This window comes from Candidatus Magnetaquiglobus chichijimensis, assembly GCF_045865675.1.
Classification (GTDB): Bacteria; Pseudomonadota; Magnetococcia; order Magnetococcales; family Magnetaquicoccaceae; genus Magnetaquiglobus; species Magnetaquiglobus chichijimensis.
Window position 1 is genome coordinate 268826 of record NZ_BAAFGK010000004.1, and the last position, 21485, is coordinate 290310.

The window sequence follows — 21485 nt, forward strand, 5'->3', positions numbered from 1 at the left end:
GTTGAAGGCGGGGCGCTCTGGCATTCTCTTTCCGGTGTTGCGTTCATGACGCGCGGGGTACGCATGTCGAAGGCGGGGCGCGATGTGGTGGCGTGAACGCTACGAATGGCTGATCGGGCTGCGTTATTTGCGCGCCAAGCGCTCGGAGTCCTTCATCAGCGTCATCACCTTTTTGTCCCTGGGCGGGGTGGCGCTCGGGGTGGCGGCGTTGATCACCGTGCTGGCGGTGATGACCGGCTTTCGCGAGGAGTTGCAGGGGAACATCCTCGGGGTGACCAGCCATGTGACCGTGCGTGCCGCCAACGGCAATCTGGCCGGCCACGAGAAGGTCATGGAGACCATCGCCCAGGATCCCCGGGTGACCGCGTTGGCCCCGTTCGTCTCCACCCAGGCGATGCTCTCGGTGGAGAACCGTTCTGCGGCGGTGGCGTTGCGCGGCATCGAACCGGAACGCGAAGCCCAGGTTTCGTCCCTGGCCACCAACGTCAAGGAGGGCAAGCTGGCCGGGTTGCCGGAGTTCGGGATTCTGCTCGGCAAGCGGCTGGCGCGCAATCTCTATCTGGAGGTGGGGGATGGGGTCACCGTGACCGTCTCCACCACCACCGTGACCGCCATGGGTACCCTGCCGCGCATGAAGCGGTTTATCGTGGTGGGGATTTTCGACTCCGGCATGTACGAATACGACCATGCTCTGGCCTACATCCGCCTGGAGGATGCCCAACGGCTCAACCGGCTGGGCGCGGATATCTCCGGCATCGCGGTGATGACCACGACTCCCCAGGAGGCGCTCGGCGTGGGCAAGCGGCTGAAAGCCTCCCTGGGATCCGGGTATGAGGTGCAAGACTGGATGGAGATGAATCGCAGCTTCTTTCGCGCCTTGCAGCTGGAAAAGGCCACCATGTCGATCATCCTGCTGCTGGTGGTGCTGGTGGCGGCCTTCAACATCGTTTCGAGCCTGGTGATGGTGGTGATGGAAAAAGGCAAGGAGATCGCCATCTTGAAAAGCATGGGCGCGCGTCGGCGCGGCGTCATGGCCATCTTCATCATCAACGGCGGCACGATCGGCATCCTCGGCACGGTGCTGGGCACCACGCTCGGGGTGCTGCTGGCCAAGAATCTGGAGTCCGTGTTGCGCGGCATCGAGAACCTTTCCGGCATTCAGCTCGTCTCCGGGGATGCCTTTTTTCAAAATCATGTCCCTTCCACGGTGCTCCCCTCCGATGTGGCGTGGATCGCCGGCATGAGCCTGACCATCACCCTGCTGGCCACGCTCTATCCGGCCTGGCGGGCGGCGGGGGTCGATCCGGTGGAGGCGTTGCGTTATGAGTGATCCGTCGTTGCCCGTGTTGCAGGCCGAGGGGCTGTATAAATGGTTCGGTTCCGAGGCGCGCCGCGTGGAGGTGCTCAAGGGGGTGGAGTTCACCTTGAAGCGCGGGGAGATGGCCGCTCTGCTCGGGGTTTCGGGTTCGGGGAAGAGCACCCTGTTGCAGATCATGGGCGGACTCGACCGACCGAGCGCCGGCACGGTGCGCATCGACGGCGAGGATCTGCACGCCATGCCCGCCAACCGTGCCGCCGGGTTTCGCAACCAACGCATCGGCTTTGTCTATCAATCCCATCGGCTGCTGCCGGAGTTCTCCGCGCTCGAGAACGTGATGATGCCGCTTTTGATCGCGCGCATCGCGCGCGCCAGGGCCCGGGAGGAGGCGACCATCCTGTTGAACGAGGTGGGACTTGGCCACCGTCTCGACCATCGACCCGGACAGATGTCCGGCGGCGAGCAGCAGCGGGTGGCCATCGCCCGTGCGCTGGTCACCGGTCCGGGGCTGCTGTTGGCCGATGAGCCCACCGGCAATCTGGATCGCAAGACCGCCCTCGAGGTGTTCCGTCTGCTGCGGGAGCTGAACGCCAGGCGTGGCCTGGCCTGTCTGATGGTCACCCACAATCCGGAGTTGGCGGTGGATCTCGATCGTCGTTTGCATCTGGTCGAGGGGGTGCTCACCGAGGAGCGGACCGAGGGGCCGGCGTGAGCGCTCCGTTGGCTTTCTGGCGGCAACGCTTCGAATGGGTAATCGGCCTGCGATATCTCCGGGCCAAGCGGAGCGAGTTTTTCATCAGCGTCATCACCGCCCTGTCCATGGGCGGGGTGGTGCTCGGGGTGGCGGCGCTGATCACCGTGCTGGCGGTGATGACCGGCTTTCGCGAGGAGCTGCAACGCCAGATCCTCGGCGTGACCAGCCATGTGACGGTGCGGGCCCCTTCGGGCAACCTCGAGGGGCCCGAAAGTCTCATCCCGCGCATCCTCGAGACTCCGGGCGTGGTCGCGGTGGCCCCGTATACGTTGCATCAGGCGATGCTCTCCTCCCAGGGGCGTTCGTTCGGGGTGGTGCTGCGCGGCATGGATCCGGAACGCGAAACCAAGGTTTCGGCTCTGGGCGCCAACCTCCGTCAGGGCAAACTCGAGGGGCTTCCCAAACAGGCCATCGTTCTCGGCGGCAAGCTCGCCCGTCATTTGCAGGTCGAACTGGGGGATCGGGTCACGGTCACCGTCGCGGTCAGCTCCGCCGGAAGTGGGGTGGCGCGTCCGCGCATGGAGGCGTTCCAGGTGGCGGCGATTTTCGAGTCCGGCATGCACGAATACGACAACGCCATGGCCTACATCCGCATCGACGACGCCCAACGTCTGATGGAAATGGGGCAAACGGTCACCGGCATCGAGATGCTCGCCACCACCCCGGATACCGCCCCCATGGTGGCCCAGGCCTTGCGCGAGTCGTTCGGAAAAGGGTACTGGATCCGCGATTGGATGGAGATGAACCGGAATTTCTTTCGCATTCTGCAAATGCAGAAGTCGGTTCTGTTCGTGATTCTGCTGCTGGTGGTGCTGGTGGCGGCCTTCAACATCATCTCCAGTCTGATCATGGTGGTGATGGAGAAGGGCGGGGAGATCGCGATCCTGAAAACCATGGGCGCCCGCGCCTCGAGCATCCTGGCCATCTTCATGATCCACGGCGGCATCATCGGCGCGGTCGGCACCACGCTCGGCACCCTGCTGGGACTGGTGCTCTCCTGGAATCTGGAACAGGCGGTGCGCGCCCTCGAGAAGCTCCTTGACATGCAACTGATCTCGGGCGAAGTCTATTTCATCGACCACCTGCCCGCTCGGGTGGTGGCCGGGGACGTGGCCTGGGTGGCCGGTTCGAGCCTGGCCATCACCCTGGTCGCCACCCTCTATCCGGCCTGGCGGGCGGCTCGGGTCGATCCGGTGGAGACGCTGCGTCATGAATGAAACCGGGCCAGGCACACTTGACCAACAGCGACAGGCGCGACGACCCGCGCGGACGGGATATCCGGCATGAACGAGATCGTGCAGAACATCATCATCTGGGCGCCGGGGATCCTGTTCGCCATCACCCTGCACGAGTGGGCCCATGGTCGCGTGGCCACCTGGCTCGGGGATCCCACCCCGCGCCTCATGGGGCGTTTGACCCTGAATCCCATTCCCCACATCGATCTGGCCTGGACCATCGTCATTCCGGGGGTCATGCTTCTGGCCTCCCTCATGACCACCGGCACGCCGTTCGTCTTTGGCGGGGCCAAGCCGGTGCCCATCGATCCGCGCTATTTTCTGCGTCCCGGACGCTCCTACCGGATGAGCATGTTCTGGGTTTCCGCCGCTGGCCCCGTGATGAATCTGCTGCTGGCTCTGGGGTGTGCGCTGCTGTTCCGGTTGGTGACCCGCCTGCCGGAGTTTTTCATGGTTCCGTTGGCCAACATGCTGGTGGCGGCCATCCACATGAACGTGCTGCTGGCGGTGTTCAATCTGTTGCCGATTCCGCCGCTCGATGGCGGTCGGATGCTGGGGGCGGTTCTGCCCAGGCCGTTCGATCGCCATCTGGATGCCCTGGGACGCTATGGCATGCCGATCGTGCTGGTGTTGGCTTTTTCCGGGGTGATGAGCCTGGTGATGGTGCCGGCGATGTCGGTGTTGAACCGTTTTTATCTCTCCATGGCGGGTTTGCATTGAACCTGTCCGTCAGGTCGTTTTTTTGGGAAATCACATCATGAGCAAACCAATCGTCTTTTCCGGCGCCCAACCCACCGGGCAGTTGACCCTGGGGAACTATCTGGGCGCCCTGCGGCAGTGGACCCGCATGCAGGAGGATCACGACTGCATCTTCTGCGTGGTGGATCTGCACGCCTTGACCGTGCGTCAGGATCCGGCCATCTTCCGCGAGCGGATTCTGGATCTGGCCGCGCTGTACCTGGCCTGTGGCATCGATCCGGACAAGAGCGTCATCTTCATCCAAAGCCATGTCCCGGCCCATGCCGAACTGGCGTGGCTGCTCTCCACCTTCACGATGATGGGCGAGCTGGATCGCATGACCCAGTTCAAGGACAAGGCGCGCAGCCATGCCCACAACGTCAACGCCGGCCTCTACACCTACCCGGTTCTGATGGCCGCCGACATCCTGCTCTATGGAACCCACCGGGTGCCGGTGGGCGAGGATCAGAAGCAGCATCTGGAACTTTCCCGCGATGTGGCGGTGCGTTTCAACGGGCTCCACGGCCCGGTGTTCGTGGTGCCCGAGCCGCTGGTGACCGGGGGCGGGGCGGCCCGCATCAAGGATTTGCAGGAACCGACCAAAAAAATGTCCAAGAGCGTCGAGTCCGATCTGGCCAAGGTGATGATTCTGGATACCCCGGATGCCATCCTGAAGAAATTCAAGAAGGCGGTCACCGACGGACTCGGGGTGATCTCCGACGACGAGGCCAATCAACCCGGCGTGGTCAACCTGCTCAACATCTGGCGCGCCGCCAGGAACGCCTCCATGGAGGAGGCGCTGGCCCACTTTTCCCACAACATGTACGGCAAGCTCAAGGTCGAGACCGCCGAGGCGGTGATCGCGCTGCTCGATCCGGTGCGCAACCGTTTCAACGAACTCCGATCCGATCCGGCGGAGCTGGAGGGGATCCTGAATCGGGGCGCCAACCAGGCGCTCGAGCGGGCCGAGGGGATGATGAAACGGGTGATGACCGCCCTGGGTCTGCCGTTGCATGCGGGTCGCTTCGGCGGGCTGGGTGGGAAATGAGCGGCGTGCGGTTGCAAAAATGGCTCGCCGAGGCCGGACTCTGCTCTCGCCGCGAGGGGGAGCGGTGGATCGAGGCGGGTCGGGTGAGCGTGGATGGCCAGATCGTCACGACCCAGGGCGTGCAGGTCGGACCCGACGTCGTGGTGTGCGTGGATGGTCAGCCGGTGGCCGGACGCAAAGGGAACCTCAAGGTGGTGGTGGCCCTGCACAAGCCGGTGGGGGTGATCTGCTCGCGGCGCGATCCCGATGGACGTCCCTCGGTGTTCGGACTGGTCGAGGGGGCGGGGGTGCGTCTGGTGAGCGTGGGGCGGCTGGATTACAATTCGGAGGGGTTGCTGCTTTTCACCAACGATGGCGAGCTGGCCAACCGGCTGACCCATCCGCGTCACGAGGTGCCGAGGGTCTACCGGGTGCGGGTGCATGGCCGGGTGGATGAGCCGCTGTTGAACAAACTGCGCGCCGGCGTGACCCTGGAGGATGGTCCCACCGGTCCGTTGGATATCGCGCTGGAGCGGGTGGTGGGAGCCAACAGCTGGTTGACCCTGACCCTCAAGGAGGGGCGCAACCGCATCATCCGCCGGATCTTCGCCGCCTTCGAAATGGATGTGGCGCGGTTGATCCGGGTCTCCTACGCTGGCATCGAACTGGGAGAGATCCCGTCGGGCGCCTGGCGCTACCTGACCCGCGCCGAGGTGGGCGGGTTGTTGCGGTTGGTGGGGCCTCGCGGTTGAATCGTCATTCGAGGGGAACAGGCGTGTCATGACCATCCCTTCCATCGATCTGAACACCATGACTGCCCGGATCACCGCGAGCATCGATCCGGAGCGGATCATTCTGTTCGGCTCCCAGGCGCGTGACGAAGCGCATGCCGAATCGGACGTCGATCTGCTGATCATCACCCGCGAAGAGTATGGTCCGCACAACAGCCGCCGTCGGGCCATGGCCAAGGTATGGCGCCTGTTGGCCGATATTCCGGTCTCCAAGGATATCGTGTTGTGCAGCATCAGCGAGGTGCAACAGTGGCGTGACGCGAAAAATCATGTCATTGCCCGTGCCTTGCATGATGGAAAGGCGCTTTATGAAAGGCCGTGATCATGTTGCCGATTGAGGCGCCGCGACGCCTGTTCGATACCCTGCTGGCCGCCTACGGACCGCGCCACTGGTGGCCGGCGCGCACCGTGCCGGAGATGATGATCGGGGCCTTGTTGGTGCAGAATACTGCCTGGACCGGCGCGGAGCGGGCGGTGCGTCGGCTGGAGGAGGCGGGTCTCCTGAACGCCTGGGCCCGTCTGCGCGCCACCCCGGATGAGACCCTCGGCGAACTGATCCGCCCGGCGGGCTTCTTTCGCGTCAAGACCGGACGGTTGCGGGCGTTCGCCGATTTCATGGCAACCTTCGGGGACGATCACGCGCGGCTGTTCGGCCTGCCCACCGGGGCGTTGCGTCTGTCCCTGCTTGCGGTGCACGGCGTGGGCAAGGAGACTGCGGACGCGATTCTCTGTTACGCGGCCCAACGTCCGGTGTTCGTGGTCGATGCTTACACCCGGCGCATCTGCCACCGGCTTGGCTGGTGCGCGGAGAAGGCCGGGTATGATGAACTGCAAACCCTGATCGCGAGCCGCCTGCCGGCGGAGGCCGCCCTGTTGGGCGAGATGCATGCCCTGCTGGTCGAGCATGCCAAGCGCCACTGCCGCGCCAGGCCGGTGTGCGCGGGTTGTCCGGTGGGGTTCTGTCCGCTTCGCCATTGAAGCGGGATCGATCAACCCCGCTGGTTCACACATCCTGTGATCGGTATCCAAGACGCCATGACCACTCAAACGCCCCGTCTGATCCGTCGTCTGCCCGAGGTGCTGGCCAACCAGATCGCCGCAGGCGAGGTGGTCGAGCGTCCTGCCTCGGTGGTCAAGGAGTTGGTGGAGAACAGTCTGGACGCCGGGGCCACCCGCATCGAGGTGCGCATCGAGGCCGGGGGCAGGCGGTTGATCCAGGTCTCCGACAACGGTTGCGGCATGGTGGCCGAGCAGGCGCGTTTGAGTCTGGAACGACACGCCACCTCGAAGATCGCCACCGAAAAGGATCTCTTCGCCATTCAAACCCTCGGCTTTCGCGGCGAGGCGTTGGCCGCCATCGCCTCGGTCGCCCATCTGGAGATGGAAAGCCGGGTGGACGGGGAGCCGGATGGGGTGCGATTGCGGTTGGAAGGGGGCGCCGATCTCAAGGAAAATCGCGCCGTCATGCCCGTCGGCACACGGGTGACGATTCGCAATCTCTTCTTCAACACCCCCGCGCGGTTGAAATTTCTGCGCGCCGAGCGCACCGAGATCGGCCATGTCACCGAGTTGGTCGAGCGCCTGGCCCTGGCCCATCAGGAGGTCGGCTTCAAGCTGGTGGTCAACGGTCACGACAGCCTGGAGTTGCGCGCCGGGGACGATCCCCGGCATCTGGAAGCCCGGCTGGCGGCGCTGCTGGGTCGCGACTTCGTGGACAACTGCGCCCAGTTCGAACGCCAGCATCCCCAGGCCAATCTTTCCGGCTGGTTGGGTCTGCCGGCCCTGCATCGCGCCAACGGCTCCTCCATCCATCTGTTCGTCAACGGGCGCTGGATTCGCGACAAGCTGATCAACCATGCCGTGCGCGAAGCCTACCGCGACCTGATTCCCAAGGAGAGCCATCCGGCCCTGGTGCTGTTTCTGGAGTTGCCCCCCGGCGATCTGGATGTCAACGTCCACCCCACCAAGGAGGAGGTGCGCTTCAACCAGCGCGATTTCATCCATGGTCTGGTGCGCTCCACCCTGGGGGATGCCCTGGCCGGGTTGGGAGCGCGCACGGTGCGCGCCGGGATGCCGTTTCGTCTGCCGGACGCGCCCGATGGGGATGAGGTTCTCCCCGCCGGCGTGCGTCTGCCGGAGGCGGTCAGCCAGCCGGTCCGCTGGGAACGTCCCCCAGGACCGCCGCGTGGTTCGGGCGGGTCCGGGTCGTTTTCCACCGCGGGTTTCTCGCGACCCGGTGGTGGCGTCCTCTCGGGTGGATCATCGATCCCTTTCACCGGAGTGCGCGAGGGTCCGGGTGTCGATTGGTCCGTGCCTCTGCCCCCCGTGCGGGATGCGTCGCCTGGCGAGGCGCGGAACCAAGAGGATCCGTCGCTTGTCGAAAAGAACGAATCAGAGACCGGTTCACGCCTCTCCGGCGTGGATCCGGCCACGATCGACCTCGGCGAGGCGATCGGACAGATCCATGGCACCTACATTCTGGCCCAGACCCCCACGGGTCTGGTGGTGGTCGATCAGCACGCCGCCCACGAACGCATCGTGTATGAGGAGCTGAAGGCAGCCTTCGCGCGGGATCACCTGCCGCGTCAGATGCTGTTGGTGCCCGAGGTGGTGCGCTACTCTCCGGTCGAGGCGCGGTTGATCAACGCCCATCTGGAGGAGATGGCCCGTCTCGGCGTGGTGGTGGAGCCGTTCGGGGGGAACGATTTCGCGGTGCGCGAACTCCCCGCCCTGATCGCCGATGCCCCGGCCCGCTCCCTGGTGCTCGATCTGGCCAGCGAGATCGATCGCTTCGGCACCAGCGAGGCGCTGCTGGCCCGCCTGGAGCCCCTGATCGCCACCATGGCCTGTCACGGCTCGGTGCGCGCCAACCGACGCTTGAGCCGCGAAGAGATGAACGCCCTGCTGCGCAAGATCGAATCGACCCTGCATGCCGGACTCTGTGGACATGGACGTCCGACCTACGTGGCGATGAGCCTGAAGGATCTGGAAAAACTGTTCGGACGCCGCTGAGGGGGTGTCCGGGCGGTGGGGATTCCATCCGGACGTCGCACTTTTTTCATTCAGTCATACAGAATCTTGGATAACGAACATGGTGACTTTTCCGGTGGGTGGCATGTCGTGCGCCTCGTGCGCGGGACGGGTGGAACGGGCCCTGAACGGGGTTTCCGGGGTGGAGAAGGCGGCGGTCAACCTGGCCATGGCCCAGGCGACGGTGAGCGGCGCGGTGCCTTTGGACCGGTTGATCGCAGCGGTGCGCGAGATCGGTTTTCAGGTGCCGGTGGTGACCGAATCCTTCGCGATTCAGGGGTTGTCCTGCGCCGCCTGCGTGGCCAAGGCGGAAAAAGCCATGAGTGCCCTGCCAGGGGTGATGCACGCACGGGTGAATCTGGCCTCTCAGGAGGCGGTGGTGGCCCATGTGGCGGAGGTGGTCACCTTCGAGGCGCTGCGCGATGCCATCGGCACGGTGGGTTTCACGCTGATCCGCACCCGTCCCGACGAAGAACCGATCGATCTGGCCGAAGCGGAACGACAACGCGAACAGTCCCTGATCCGTGGCCGCCTGGTGATCGGCGCGGCGCTGCTGATCGCCAACATGGTGGTGATGCACTGGCATGGGCTGCCGCATGCCGACTGGTGGCAATTCGCGCTGGTGACCCCGGTGCAGTTCTGGGTGGGCTGGCCGTTTCACGTCAGCGCCTGGGCGGCCTTGCGACACGGCGGGGCCAACATGCACAGCCTGGTCACGGTCGGCACCTTCTCGGCCTACCTCTATTCGGTGCTGGTGCTGCTGGCTCCAGGGTTGTTCACCGCGCGCGGGGTCGCGGCAGAGGTCTATTTCGACTCGTCCGGAATGATCATCGTTTTGATCCTTTTGGGGCGGTTCCTGGAGATCCGCGCCAAGGGGCGCACCTCCCAGGCGATCCGAGAGTTGATGGGACTGGCCCCCAAGACCGCGCGGGTGGTGCGTGGCGGCGAGGAGATCGACATCCCCCTGAAAGAGGTGGTGGTCGGCGACACCTTTGTGGTGCGACCCGGCGAGAAGATTCCGGTGGATGGTCTGATCCTGAAGGGCCAGGCCACCCTGGACGAATCGATGCTGACCGGCGAATCCATGCCCGTGGAACGCGGCAAGGGGGAGGCGGTGACCGGCGGCACGATCAATCGCACCGGCTCGGTGATCTGCAAGGCGGTGAAGGTGGGACGCGACACCGCCCTGGCGCGCATGGTGGAGATGGTGCGCGAGGCACAGGGGGTCAAGCCGCCGATCGCGCGCCTGGCCGATCGGATCGCGGCGATCTTCGTGCCTGCGGTGATGGGCATCGCGACCGTTACGTTTCTGGCCTGGTTCTGGTTCGGGCCCGAACCCGCCTTCAATTACGCCTTGTTGAATTTCGTCGCGGTGTTGATCATCGCCTGTCCGTGCGCGCTGGGTCTGGCCACGCCCACCTCGATCCTGGTTGGCACCGGGCGCGGCGCGGAACATGGGATTCTGATTCGAGGCGGCGATGCCCTCGAAACCGCCCATAAGATCGACGTGGTGGTGTTCGACAAAACCGGCACGTTGACCCTCGGCAAGCCGGTTCTGACCGATTGGAACGGCTCGGAAGCGCATCTGGCGCTGGTGGCCGCCGCGGAACGGCGTTCGGAACACCCGATCGCCGAGGCGATCGTCGCCGGCGCGCGGGCACGGGGACTGACGCTCGACGAACCGACACGCTTCGAGGCGATTCCCGGTCACGGGGTGTCCGCCGAGGTGGCGGGGCATGCGCTTTTGGTGGGCACCGCCCGGCTCATGCAGGAACACGGGGTGGATCTCGCCGGAAGCGAGGGGGCGTTCAAGGCGGTGCAACAAGGCGGCAAGAGCGCGCTTCTGGCGGCGGTGGATGGGGTGATCATCGGTGTGTTGGCCGTGGAGGATGGGATCAAGCCGCGTGCCCGACAGAGCGTCGCCCGTCTGCGTGCGATGGGGATCAAGGTGGTGATGCTGACCGGGGATGGTCGCGTCGTCGCCGAGACCATGGCTGCCCGCCTGGGGATCGAAGAGGTGCGCGCCGAGGTGCTGCCCGAGCAGAAGGTGGCGGAGATCCAGCGGATTCAAGCACAGGGTGGCGTGGTGGCCATGGTGGGCGACGGCATCAACGATGCGCCGGCCCTGGCGCGCGCCGACGTGGGGATCGCCATCGGTACGGGTACCGATGTCGCCATGGAGGCCTCGGACATCACCCTGGTGAGCGGGGATCCGATGGGCGTGGCCACGGCCATCCAACTCTCCCGCGCCACGATGCGCAACATCCGCCAGAACCTTTTCTGGGCCTTTGCCTATAACGTGATTCTGATTCCCTTGGCCGCCGGTGTCTGGTTTCCGTGGTTCGGGGTTTTATTGTCGCCGATCTTCGCGGCAGTGGCCATGAGCCTTTCCAGCGTCACGGTGGTGAGCAATGCCTTGCGGTTGCGTCGTTTTCGAGTGGATCCGTCCGGTGAATGAGTTGACGCAACTATAACCTTTGGCGGAATGGATTTGTTTACAAGGAGGCTCTATACTCACAATACGGTCAATCATGTGCAGCGATCAATTTTTCGGGATCGTTATGCTGGATTGACTCTCACGATACCTGAGATGTGCAAGGCTTCTGGCCCTGATCGGTGGATCAACCATTGGGAGATGGAACATGGCTGACGAGAGCAAAGAGTTCACCCCTTCCGAGGAACAGAAGGCGGAAGCCCAGGTTTTCGACGATCTGACCGCTCTCCAGAACGGCGCGCCATCCGACAATACTGGTCCGGTCGCCAACTCCGACGGCGTGACCGTGGCGGATGCGAACGACGATTCGGATCTGGCCAATCTCCAACCCGCCAATCTGGTGACCCAACCGGTTGCCTTGCCGACACCCGGCAGCGTCGATTTGGGAGAAGGTATCGATCCGGTTGTGGAGATACCCGGCGAAGGTGTGGGGATCCCGCCCGTGGAAAATCCCCAGGGTGCTGCCGCCGACCCCGTTCCACCTACGGAGATCGCCCCACCGGATCCTTTGTTGGTGAACTATCCGCGTCCGAACGTGGAATCCGAACCGCGACAACTTCCTGAGGAACAGACGGTTCCCGAGGTGCGTGGCGTTGCAGCTGCCGTGACCGTCGAGCCGTTGTCGGGTGCGGCCTCGGATGCCCCTTCGACTCCGACCACGCCGACCTTGCCGACGACACCAACTTCCCCAACGGTTCCACTGTCCCCCACCACCCCGACCACCACCACCTCTCCGACGACTCCGACCACTCCGACCACTCCGACGACTCCGACCACTCCGACGACGGTGACTTCGGTCACGACTCCGACCACCCCGACGACGGTGACTTCGGTCACGACTCCGACTACCCCGACGACGGTGACTTCGGTCACGACTCCGACCACCCCGACGACGGTGACTTCGGTCACGACTCCGACGACGGTGACCTCGGCCACGACTCCGACGACGGTGACCAGCGCGACGACTCCGACCACGGTGACTTCGGCCACGACCCCGACGACGGTGACCAGCGCGACGACTCCGACCACGGTGACTTCGGCCACGACCCCGACGACGGTGACTAGCGCGACGACTCCGACGACGGTGACCAGCGCGACCACCCCGACGACGGTGACTTCGGCCACGACTCCGACGACGGTGACTTCGGTCACGACCCCGACGACGGTGACCTCGGCTACGACTCCGACGACGGTGACCTCGGCTACGACTCCGACCACGGTGACTTCGGCCACGACTCCGACGACGGTAACCTCGGCTACGACGCCGACGACGGTCACTAGCGCGACGACGCCGACGACGGTGACCAGTGCCACGACCCCGACGACGGTGACCTCGGCCACGACTCCGACGACGGTGACCTCGGCTACGACTCCGACGACGGTGACCAGTGCCACGACCCCGACGACGGTGACCAGTGCCACGACCCCGACGACGGTGACCTCGGCCACGACTCCGACGACGGTGACTTCGGCCACGACCCCGACGACGGTGACCTCGGCTACGACTCCGACGACGGTGACTTCGGTCACGACTCCGACGACGGTGACTTCGGTCACGACTCCGACGACGGTGACTTCGGTCACGACTCCGACGACGGTGACCAGCGCGACCACCCCGACGACGGTGACTTCGGCCACGACTCCGACGACGGTGACTTCGGTCACGACCCCGACGACGGTGACCTCGGCCACGACCCCGACGACGGTGACCTCGGCCACGACCCCGACGACGGTGACTAGCGCGACGACTCCGACGACGGTGACTTCGGCCACGACTCCGACGACGGTGACCAGCGCGACCACCCCGACGACGGTGACTTCGGTCACGACCCCGACGACGGTGACCTCGGTCACGACCCCGACGACGGTGACCTCGGCCACGACCCCGACGACGGTGACTTCGGCCACGACTCCGACGACGGTGACCAGCGCGACGACTCCGACCACGGTGACTTCGGCCACGACCCCGACGACGGTGACCTCGGCCACGACCCCGACGACGGTGACCTCGGCCACGACTCCGACGACGGTGACTTCGGTCACGACCCCGACGACGGTGACTTCGGTCACGACCCCGACGACGGTGACCTCGGCCACGACCCCGACGACGGTGACCAGTGCCACGACCCCGACGACGGTGACCAGTGCCACGACTCCGACGACGGTGACCAGTGCCACGACTCCGACGACGGTGACCAGTGCCACGACTCCGACGACGGTGACCTCGGCCACGACTCCGACTACGGTGACTAGCGCGACGACTCCGACGACGGTGACTTCGGCCACGACGCCGACGACGGTGACTTCGGTCACGACTCCGACGACGGTGACTTCGGCCACGACTCCGACGACGGTGACTTCGGCCACGACTCCGACGACGGTGACCTCGGCCACGACTCCGACGACGGTGACTTCGGCCACGACCCCGACGACAGTGACTTCGGCCACGACTCCGACGACGGTGACCTCGGCTACGACCCCGACGACGGTGACTTCGGTCACGACTCCGACGACGGTGACTTCGGTCACGACTCCGACGACGGTGACTTCGGTCACGACTCCGACGACGGTGACTTCGGTCACGACTCCGACGACGGTGACTTCGGTCACGACTCCGACGACGGTGACTTCGGCCACGACTCCGACGACGGTGACCTCGGCCACGACTCCGACGACGGTGACTTCGGCCACGACCCCGACGACAGTGACTTCGGCCACGACTCCGACGACGGTGACCTCGGCTACGACCCCGACGACGGTGACTTCGGTCACGACTCCGACGACGGTGACTTCGGTCACGACTCCGACGACGGTGACTTCGGTCACGACTCCGACGACGGTGACTTCGGTCACGACTCCGACGACGGTGACTTCGGTCACGACTCCGACGACGGTGACTTCGGTCACGACTCCGACGACGGTGACTTCGGTCACGACTCCGACGACGGTGACTAGCGCGACGACTCCGACGACGGTGACCAGCGCGACGACTCCGACCACGGTGACTTCGGCCACGACGCCGACGACGGTGACTAGCGCGACGACGCCGACGACGGTGACCAGTCCAACCACCCCGACGACGGTGACTTCGACCACGACTCCGACGACGGTGACCTCGGCCACGACTCCGACGACGGTAACCTCGGCTACGACCCCGACGACGGTGACTTCGGCCACGACTCCGACGACGGTGACCAGCGCGACCACCCCGACGACGGTGACTTCGGCCACGACCCCGACGACGGTGACTTCGGCCACGACCCCGACGACGGTGACTTCGGCCACGACCCCGACGACGGTGACCTCGGCTACGACTCCGACGACGGTAACCTCGGCTACGACGCCGACGACGGTGACCAGCGCGACCACCCCGACCACGGTGACTTCGGCCACGACTCCGACGACGGTGACCAGCGCGACGACTCCGACCACGGTGACTTCGGCCACGACTCCGACGACGGTCACCAGCGCGACCACCCCGACGACGGTGACTTCGGCCACGACGCCGACGACGGTGACCTCGGCCACGACGCCGACGACGGTGACCTCGGCCACGACGCCGACGACGGTGACCTCGGCCACGACCCCGACGACGGTGACTTCGGCCACGACGCCGACGACGGTGACCAGCGCGACCACCCCGACGACGGTGACTTCGGCCACGACCCCGACGACGGTGACTTCGGCCACGACCCCGACGACGGTGACTTCGGCCACGACCCCGACGACGGTGACTTCGGCCACGACCCCGACGACGGTGACTTCGGCCACGACCCCGACGACGGTGACTTCGGCCACGACCCCGACGACGGTGACTTCGGCCACGACCCCGACGACGGTGACTTCGGCCACGACCCCGACGACGGTGACTTCGGCCACGACCCCGACGACGGTGACTTCGGCCACGACCCCGACGACGGTGACCTCGGCTACGACTCCGACGACGGTGACTTCGGTCACGACTCCGACGACGGTGACCTCGGCCACGACGCCGACCACGGTGACTTCGGCCACGACCCCGACGACGGTGACCTCGGCCACGACTCCGACGACGGTAACCTCGGCTACGACCCCGACGACGGTGACTTCGGCCACGACTCCGACGACGGTGACCTCGGCTACGACGCCGACCACGGTGACTTCGGTCACGACTCCGACGACGGTGACTTCGGCCACGACTCCGACGACGGTCACCAGCGCGACCACCCCGACGACGGTGACTTCGGCCACGACTCCGACGACGGTGACCTCGGCCACGACTCCGACGACGGTGACTTCGGCCACGACTCCGACGACGGTGACCTCGGCTACGACGCCGACCACGGTGACTTCGGTCACGACTCCGACGACGGTGACTTCGGCCACGACTCCGACGACGGTCACCAGCGCGACCACCCCGACGACGGTGACTTCGGCCACGACTCCGACGACGGTGACCTCGGCCACGACTCCGACGACGGTGACCAGCGCGACCACCCCGACGACGGTGACCTCGGCCACGACGCCGACGACGGTGACTTCGGTCACGACTCCGACGACGGTGACCTCGGCCACGACTCCGACGACGGTGACTTCGGCCACGACCCCGACGACGGTGACCTCGGCTACGACTCCGACGACGGTGACTTCGGTCACGACTCCGACGACGGTGACCTCGGCCACGACTCCGACGACGGTGACCTCGGCCACGACCCCGACGACGGTGACTTCGGCCACGACTCCGACGACGGTGACCTCGGCCACGACCCCGACGACGGTGACCAGTGCCACGACCCCGACGACGGTGACCAGTGCCACGACCCCGACGACGGTGACCTCGGCCACGACTCCGACGACGGTGACCAGCGCGACGACTCCGACGACGGTGACCAGCGCGACGACTCCGACGACGGTGACCTCGGCCACGACCCCGACGACGGTGACTTCGGCCACGACTCCGACAACGGTGACCAGTGCCACGACGCCGACGACGGTGACCTCGGCCACGACTCCGACGACGGTGACTTCGGTCACGACTCCGACGACGGTGACTAGCGCGACGACCCCGACGACGGTGACTTCGGCCACGACTCCGACGACGGTGACCAGCGCGACGACGCCGACCACGGTGACTTCGGCCACGACCCCGACGACGGTGACCTCGGCCACGACCCCGACGACGGTGACCTCGGCCACGACCCCGACGACGGTGACCTCGGCCACGACTCCGACGACGGTGACTTCGGTCACGACTCCGACGACGGTGACCTCGGCCACGACTCCGACGACGGTGACCTCGGCCACGACTCCGACGACGGTGACCTCGGCCACGACTCCGACGACGGTGACTTCGGCCACGACTCCGACGACGGTGACTTCGGTCACGACTCCGACGACGGTGACTAGCGCGACGACTCCGACGACGGTGACTTCGGTCACGACTCCGACGACGGTGACCTCGGCCACGACTCCGACGACGGTGACCTCGGCCACGACCCCGACGACGGTGACCTCGGCCACGACGCCGACGACGGTGACCAGTGCCACGACCCCGACGACGGTGACCTCGGCCACGACTCCGACGACGGTGACTTCGGTCACGACTCCGACGACGGTGACTAGCGCGACGACTCCGACGACGGTGACCAGCGCGACCACCCCGACCACGGTGACTTCGGCCACGACCCCGACGACGGTGACTAGCGCGACGACCCCGACGACGGTGACCTCGGCCACGACTCCGACGACGGTGACTTCGGTCACGACTCCGACGACGGTGACCAGTGCCACGACCCCGACGACGGTGACCTCGGCCACGACCCCGACGACGGTGACCAGTGCCACGACCCCGACGACGGTGACCTCGGCCACGACCCCGACGACGGTGACTAGCGCGACGACTCCGACGACGGTGACCAGCGCGACCACCCCGACGACGGTGACCAGTGCCACGACGCCGACGACGGTGACCTCGGCCACGACTCCGACGACGGTGACTTCGGTCACGACTCCGACGACGGTGACTAGCGCGACGACCCCGACGACGGTGACTTCGGTCACGACTCCGACGACGGTGACTAGCGCGACGACCCCGACGACGGTGACCTCGGCCACGACCCCGACGACGGTGACCTCGGCCACGACTCCGACGACGGTGACTTCGGTCACGACTCCGACGACGGTGACTAGCGCGACGACTCCGACGACGGTGACCAGCGCGACCACCCCGACGACGGTGACTTCGGCCACGACTCCGACGACGGTGACCTCGGCCACGACCCCGACGACGGTGACCTCGGCCACGACGCCGACGACGGTGACCAGTGCCACGACCCCGACGACGGTGACCTCGGCCACGACTCCGACGACGGTGACCAGCGCGACGACTCCGACGACGGTGACCTCGGCCACGACTCCGACGACGGTGACTTCGGTCACGACTCCGACGACGGTGACTTCGGCCACGACGCCGACGACGGTAACCAGCGCGACGACCCCGACGACGGTGACCTCGGCCACGACTCCGACGACGGTGACTTCGGTCACGACTCCGACGACGGTGACTTCGGCCACGACGCCGACGACGGTAACCAGCGCGACGACCCCGACGACGGTGACCTCGGCCACGACTCCGACGACGGTGACCAGCGCGACCACCCCGACGACGGTGACTTCGGTCACGACTCCGACGACGGTGACCTCGGCCACGACGCCGACGACGGTGACCTCGGCCACGACGCCGACGACGGTGACCTCGGCCACGACTCCGACGACCCCGACGACGGTGACTTCGCCTACGACGCCGACAAGTGTAACTACGCCGACCTCACAGCCGCCGTCGAGCGGGACGAAGCCTGCGTCGAGCGGGACGAAGCCTGCGTCGAGCGGGACGAAGCCTGCGTCGAGCGGGACGAAACCGGCGTCGAGTGGGACAAAGCCTGCGTCGAGTGGGACAAAGCCTGCGTCGAGTGGGACAAAGCCTGCGTCGAGCGGGACGAAGCCTGCGTCGAGCGGTACGAAACCGGCGTCGAGTGGGACGAAGCCTGCCTCGAGTGGGACAAAGCCTGCGTCGAGTGGGACGAAACCGGCCTCGAGCGGGACAAAGCCTGCGTCGAGCGGGACGAAGCCTGCGTCGAGCGGGACGAAGCCTGCGTCGAGTGGGACGAAGCCTGCGTCGAGCGGGACAAAGCCTGCGTCGAGCGGGACGAAACCGGCCTCGAGTGGGACAAAGCCGGCCTCGAGCGGTACGAAGCCTGCGTCGAGCGGGACGAAGCCTGCGTCGAGCGGTACGAAGCCTGCGTCGAGTGGGACGAAACCGGCCTCGAGTGGGACGAAGCCTGCGTCGAGCGGGACGAAACCGGCCTCGAGTGGGACGAAACCGGCCTCGAGTGGGACAAAGCCTGCGTCGAGTGGGACGAAGCCTGCGTCGAGTGGGACGAAACCGGCCTCGAGCGGGACAAAGCCTGCGTCGAGTGGGACGAAGCCTGCGTCGAGTGGGACGAAGCCTGCGTCGAGCGGGACGAAGCCTGCGTCGAGCGGGACGAAGCCTGCGTCGAGTGGGACGAAGCCTGCGTCGAGTGGGACGAAGCCTGCGTCGAGCGGGACGAAGCCTGCGTCGAGCGGGACGAAACCGGCGTCGAGTGGGACGAAGCCGGCCTCGAGCGGGACAAAGCCTGCGTCGAGCGGTACGAAGCCTGCGTCGAGCGGTACGAAGCCTGCGTCGAGCGGGACGAAGCCTGCGTCGAGCGGGACGAAACCGGCGTCGAGCGGTACGAAGCCTGCGTCGAGTGGGACGAAACCGGCCTCGAGCGGGACAAAGCCTGCGTCGAGCGGGACGAAACCGGCCTCGAGCGGGACAAAGCCTGCGTCGAGTGGGACGAAACCTGCGTCGAGTGGGACGAAGCCTGCGTCGAGCGGGACGAAGCCTGCGTCGAGCGGGACGAAGCCTGCGTCGAGCGGGACGAAGCCTGCGTCGAGCGGGACGAAGCCTGCGTCGAGCGGGACAAAGCCTGCGTCGAGCGGTACGAAGCCTGCGTCGAGCGGTACGAAGCCTGCGTCGAGTGGGACGAAACCGGCTTCGAGTGGGACAAAGCCTGCGTCGAGCGGGACGAAACCGGCCTCGAGTGGGACGAAACCGGCTTCGAGTGGGACAAAGCCTGCGTCGAGCGGGACGAAACCGGCCTCGAGTGGGACGAAACCGGCGTCGAGCGGGACGAAGCCTGCGTCGAGCGGGACGAAACCGGCGTCGAGTGGGACGAAGCCGGCCTCGAGCGGGACGAAACCGGCGTCGAGTGGGACGAAGCCGGCCTCGAGCGGGACAAAGCCTGCGTCGAGCGGGACGAAGCCTGCGTCGAGTGGGACGAAATCGGCCTCGAGCGGGACGAAGCCTGCGTCGAGCGGTACGAAACCGGCGTCGAGTGGGACGAAGCCTGCGTCGAGCGGGACGAAGCCTGCGTCGAGCGGGACGAAACCGGCCTCGAGTGGGACGAAGCCTGCGTCGAGCGGGACGAAGCCTGCGTCGAGCGGGACGAAGCCTGCGTCGAGCGGTACGAAACCGGCGTCGAGTGGGACGAAGCCTGCGTCGAGTGGGACGAAACCGGCCTCGAGTGGGACGAAGCCTGCGTCGAGTGGGACGAAACCGGCCTCGAGCGGGACAAAGCCTGCGTCGAGTGGGACGAAGCCTGCGTCGAGCGGGACGAAGCCTGCTTCGAGTGGGACGAAGCCTGCGTCGAGCGGGACGAAACCGGCCTCGAGCGGGACGAAGCCTGCGTCGAGTGGGACGAAACCGGCCTCGAGCGGGACGAAGCCTGCGTCGAGCGGGACGAAGCCTGCGTCGAGCGGGACGAAACCGGCGTCGAGTGGGACGAAGCCTGCGTCGAGCGGTACGAAGCCTGCGTCGAGCGGGACGAAACCGGCGTCGAGCGGGACGAAGCCTGCGTCGAGTGGGACGAAGCCTGCGTCGAGCGGGACGAAACCGGCGTCGTCAACGCATACGAAGCCTGCGTCGTCGATGCATACGAAACCGGCGTCGTCGTCGCACACGAAACCGGCGTCGTCAACGCATACGAAACCTGCGTCGTCGATGCATACGAAACCGGCGTCGTCGTCGCACACGAAACCGGCGTCGTCAACGCATACGAAACCGGCCTCGTCGGTGTGTACGAAGCCTGCGTCGTCAACGCACACGAAACCGGCGTCGTCAACGCATACGAAGCCTGCGTCGTCGATGCATACGAAACCGGCGTCGTCAACGCATACGAAACCGGCCTCGTCGATGCACACGAAGCCTGCGTCGTCAACGCATACGAAACCGGCTTCGTCGGTGTGTACGAAACCGGCCTCGTCAACGCATACAAGACCGGCGTCGTCGATGCATACCCGACCGCCATCTTCAGGGCATTCCGGAGTGCATCCGACCTGCGCGCCGCATCCGGAACCGACGCATGCGCCTGAGCCGACCTGCGCGCCGCATCCGGAACCGACGCATGCGCCTGAGCCGACCTGCGCGCCGCATCCGGAACCGACGCATGCGCCTGAGCCGACCTGCGCGCCGCATCCGGAACCGACGCATGAGCCTGTTCATCAGGATGGCGTGTCGTTGCACGGTACGTCCAAGAACGACCTGATGGTTGGAACCTCTGGGGATGATCACCTCTGGGGTGGAAATGGCAACGACACCTTCCTGGGCAGGGGGGGTGATGATGATATGTTTGGTCAGGCTGGCAATGACCTGTTCATTTTTGGCAATGCCCAGAGTGCCACGGTGGATGGTGGTCAAGGCAAGTGGACGGACATCATCGACTTGACCGATAAGTCGCTTTCCATGACCGGCCACTACGATGGTGGGTGGACTGCGCATGTTGACGATCATACGGTTACGGTGACCAACGCCACGCAGCATGGTGTGCTCGATCATCTGGACAATGCGTCCGGCTCGATTACGTTCAATGCGACCGGTGATGTGGTTCACTTTCAGAACATCGACAAGATCGAGTGGTGACGAATTTGGGAATCTGCCGTGAAACTCCCGCAAGGGAGGTTCACGGCAGGGTGGGGCTTGCCATCAGGTGACGGGTAAGGGCACCAAAACAAAATGGCCTGGAGAGAATCTCTCCAGGC

General features: G+C 65.8%; 13 protein-coding genes. 12 read left to right on the plus strand and 1 reads right to left on the minus strand.

The genetic code is table 11. The features are described 5' to 3' along the window. Positions 1–82: 82 nt before the first annotated feature. From ACOY6C_RS05635 to ACOY6C_RS05680, 10 genes are all read left to right on the plus strand, one after another. On the plus strand, positions 83–1330 hold the full coding sequence (locus tag ACOY6C_RS05635; protein ID WP_420904518.1) for a lipoprotein-releasing ABC transporter permease subunit: 1248 nt from the start codon (positions 83–85) through the stop codon (positions 1328–1330). Then, positions 1323–2030, plus strand: coding sequence for an ABC transporter ATP-binding protein (locus ACOY6C_RS05640; RefSeq protein WP_420904519.1), 708 nt, complete (start codon positions 1323–1325; stop codon positions 2028–2030). The genes ACOY6C_RS05635 and ACOY6C_RS05640 overlap by 8 nt, the downstream gene beginning before the upstream one ends. Continuing rightward, positions 2027–3289, plus strand: coding sequence for a lipoprotein-releasing ABC transporter permease subunit (locus tag ACOY6C_RS05645; RefSeq protein WP_420904520.1), 1263 nt, complete (start codon positions 2027–2029; stop codon positions 3287–3289). The genes ACOY6C_RS05640 and ACOY6C_RS05645 overlap by 4 nt, the downstream gene beginning before the upstream one ends. Positions 3290–3355: 66 nt before the next feature. Next, positions 3356–4027, plus strand: a complete 672-nt coding sequence (locus ACOY6C_RS05650) for a site-2 protease family protein (RefSeq protein ID WP_420904521.1) — start codon at positions 3356–3358, stop codon at positions 4025–4027. Positions 4028–4064: 37 nt separating this feature from the next. Further along, positions 4065–5093 (plus strand): tryptophan--tRNA ligase, encoded by a 1029-nt coding sequence (gene trpS / locus ACOY6C_RS05655; protein WP_420904522.1) that lies wholly within the window; start codon positions 4065–4067, stop codon positions 5091–5093. Then, a complete protein-coding gene (locus ACOY6C_RS05660) occupies positions 5090–5824 on the plus strand; it encodes a pseudouridine synthase (protein ID WP_420904523.1) in 735 nt (244 codons plus the stop codon). The genes trpS and ACOY6C_RS05660 overlap by 4 nt, the downstream gene beginning before the upstream one ends. Positions 5825–5852: 28 nt before the next feature. Further along, complete coding sequence (locus ACOY6C_RS05665; protein WP_420904524.1) at positions 5853–6185, plus strand: nucleotidyltransferase domain-containing protein; 333 nt, start codon at positions 5853–5855, stop codon at positions 6183–6185. 2 nt (positions 6186–6187) lie between these two features. Next, on the plus strand, positions 6188–6841 hold the full coding sequence (locus ACOY6C_RS05670; RefSeq protein ID WP_420904525.1) for an endonuclease III domain-containing protein: 654 nt from the start codon (positions 6188–6190) through the stop codon (positions 6839–6841). A gap of 57 nt (positions 6842–6898) precedes the next feature. After that, the gene (mutL, locus tag ACOY6C_RS05675) at positions 6899–8875 is read left to right on the plus strand and encodes a DNA mismatch repair endonuclease MutL (protein ID WP_420904526.1); all 1977 of its coding nucleotides are present in this window, start codon (positions 6899–6901) and stop codon (positions 8873–8875) included. A gap of 79 nt (positions 8876–8954) precedes the next feature. Continuing rightward, a complete protein-coding gene (locus ACOY6C_RS05680) occupies positions 8955–11351 on the plus strand; it encodes a heavy metal translocating P-type ATPase (protein ID WP_420904527.1) in 2397 nt (798 codons plus the stop codon). Positions 11352–11906: 555 nt separating this feature from the next. On the opposite strand, the gene ACOY6C_RS05685 is transcribed toward ACOY6C_RS05680, so the two are convergent. After that, the gene (locus tag ACOY6C_RS05685; protein ID WP_420904528.1) at positions 11907–20552 is read right to left on the minus strand and encodes a hypothetical protein; all 8646 of its coding nucleotides are present in this window, start codon (positions 20550–20552) and stop codon (positions 11907–11909) included. Here ACOY6C_RS05685 and ACOY6C_RS05690 point away from each other — a divergent pair. Continuing rightward, entirely contained in the window at positions 20523–20819 is a 297-nt protein-coding gene (locus ACOY6C_RS05690; RefSeq protein ID WP_420904529.1) for a hypothetical protein, read from the plus strand. The genes ACOY6C_RS05685 and ACOY6C_RS05690 overlap by 30 nt on opposite strands. Next, entirely contained in the window at positions 20773–21366 is a 594-nt protein-coding gene (locus ACOY6C_RS05695) for a hypothetical protein (RefSeq protein ID WP_420904530.1), read from the plus strand. The genes ACOY6C_RS05690 and ACOY6C_RS05695 overlap by 47 nt, the downstream gene beginning before the upstream one ends. Positions 21367–21485 lie beyond the last annotated feature (119 nt).

Bases quoted from the DNA above. Each gene is read 5' to 3' on its own strand.
- ACOY6C_RS05635 (WP_420904518.1), top strand. From the start codon at position 83: ATGTGGTGGCGTGAACGCTACGAATGGCTGATCGGGCTGCGTTATTTG.
- ACOY6C_RS05650 (WP_420904521.1), top strand. From the start codon at position 3,356: ATGAACGAGATCGTGCAGAACATCATCATCTGGGCGCCGGGGATCCTG.
- ACOY6C_RS05640 (WP_420904519.1), top strand. From the start codon at position 1,323: ATGAGTGATCCGTCGTTGCCCGTGTTGCAGGCCGAGGGGCTGTATAAA.
- ACOY6C_RS05665 (WP_420904524.1), top strand. From the start codon at position 5,853: ATGACCATCCCTTCCATCGATCTGAACACCATGACTGCCCGGATCACC.
- trpS (WP_420904522.1), top strand. From the start codon at position 4,065: ATGAGCAAACCAATCGTCTTTTCCGGCGCCCAACCCACCGGGCAGTTG.
- ACOY6C_RS05670 (WP_420904525.1), top strand. From the start codon at position 6,188: ATGTTGCCGATTGAGGCGCCGCGACGCCTGTTCGATACCCTGCTGGCC.
- mutL (WP_420904526.1), top strand. From the start codon at position 6,899: ATGACCACTCAAACGCCCCGTCTGATCCGTCGTCTGCCCGAGGTGCTG.
- ACOY6C_RS05680 (WP_420904527.1), top strand. From the start codon at position 8,955: ATGGTGACTTTTCCGGTGGGTGGCATGTCGTGCGCCTCGTGCGCGGGA.
- ACOY6C_RS05660 (WP_420904523.1), top strand. From the start codon at position 5,090: ATGAGCGGCGTGCGGTTGCAAAAATGGCTCGCCGAGGCCGGACTCTGC.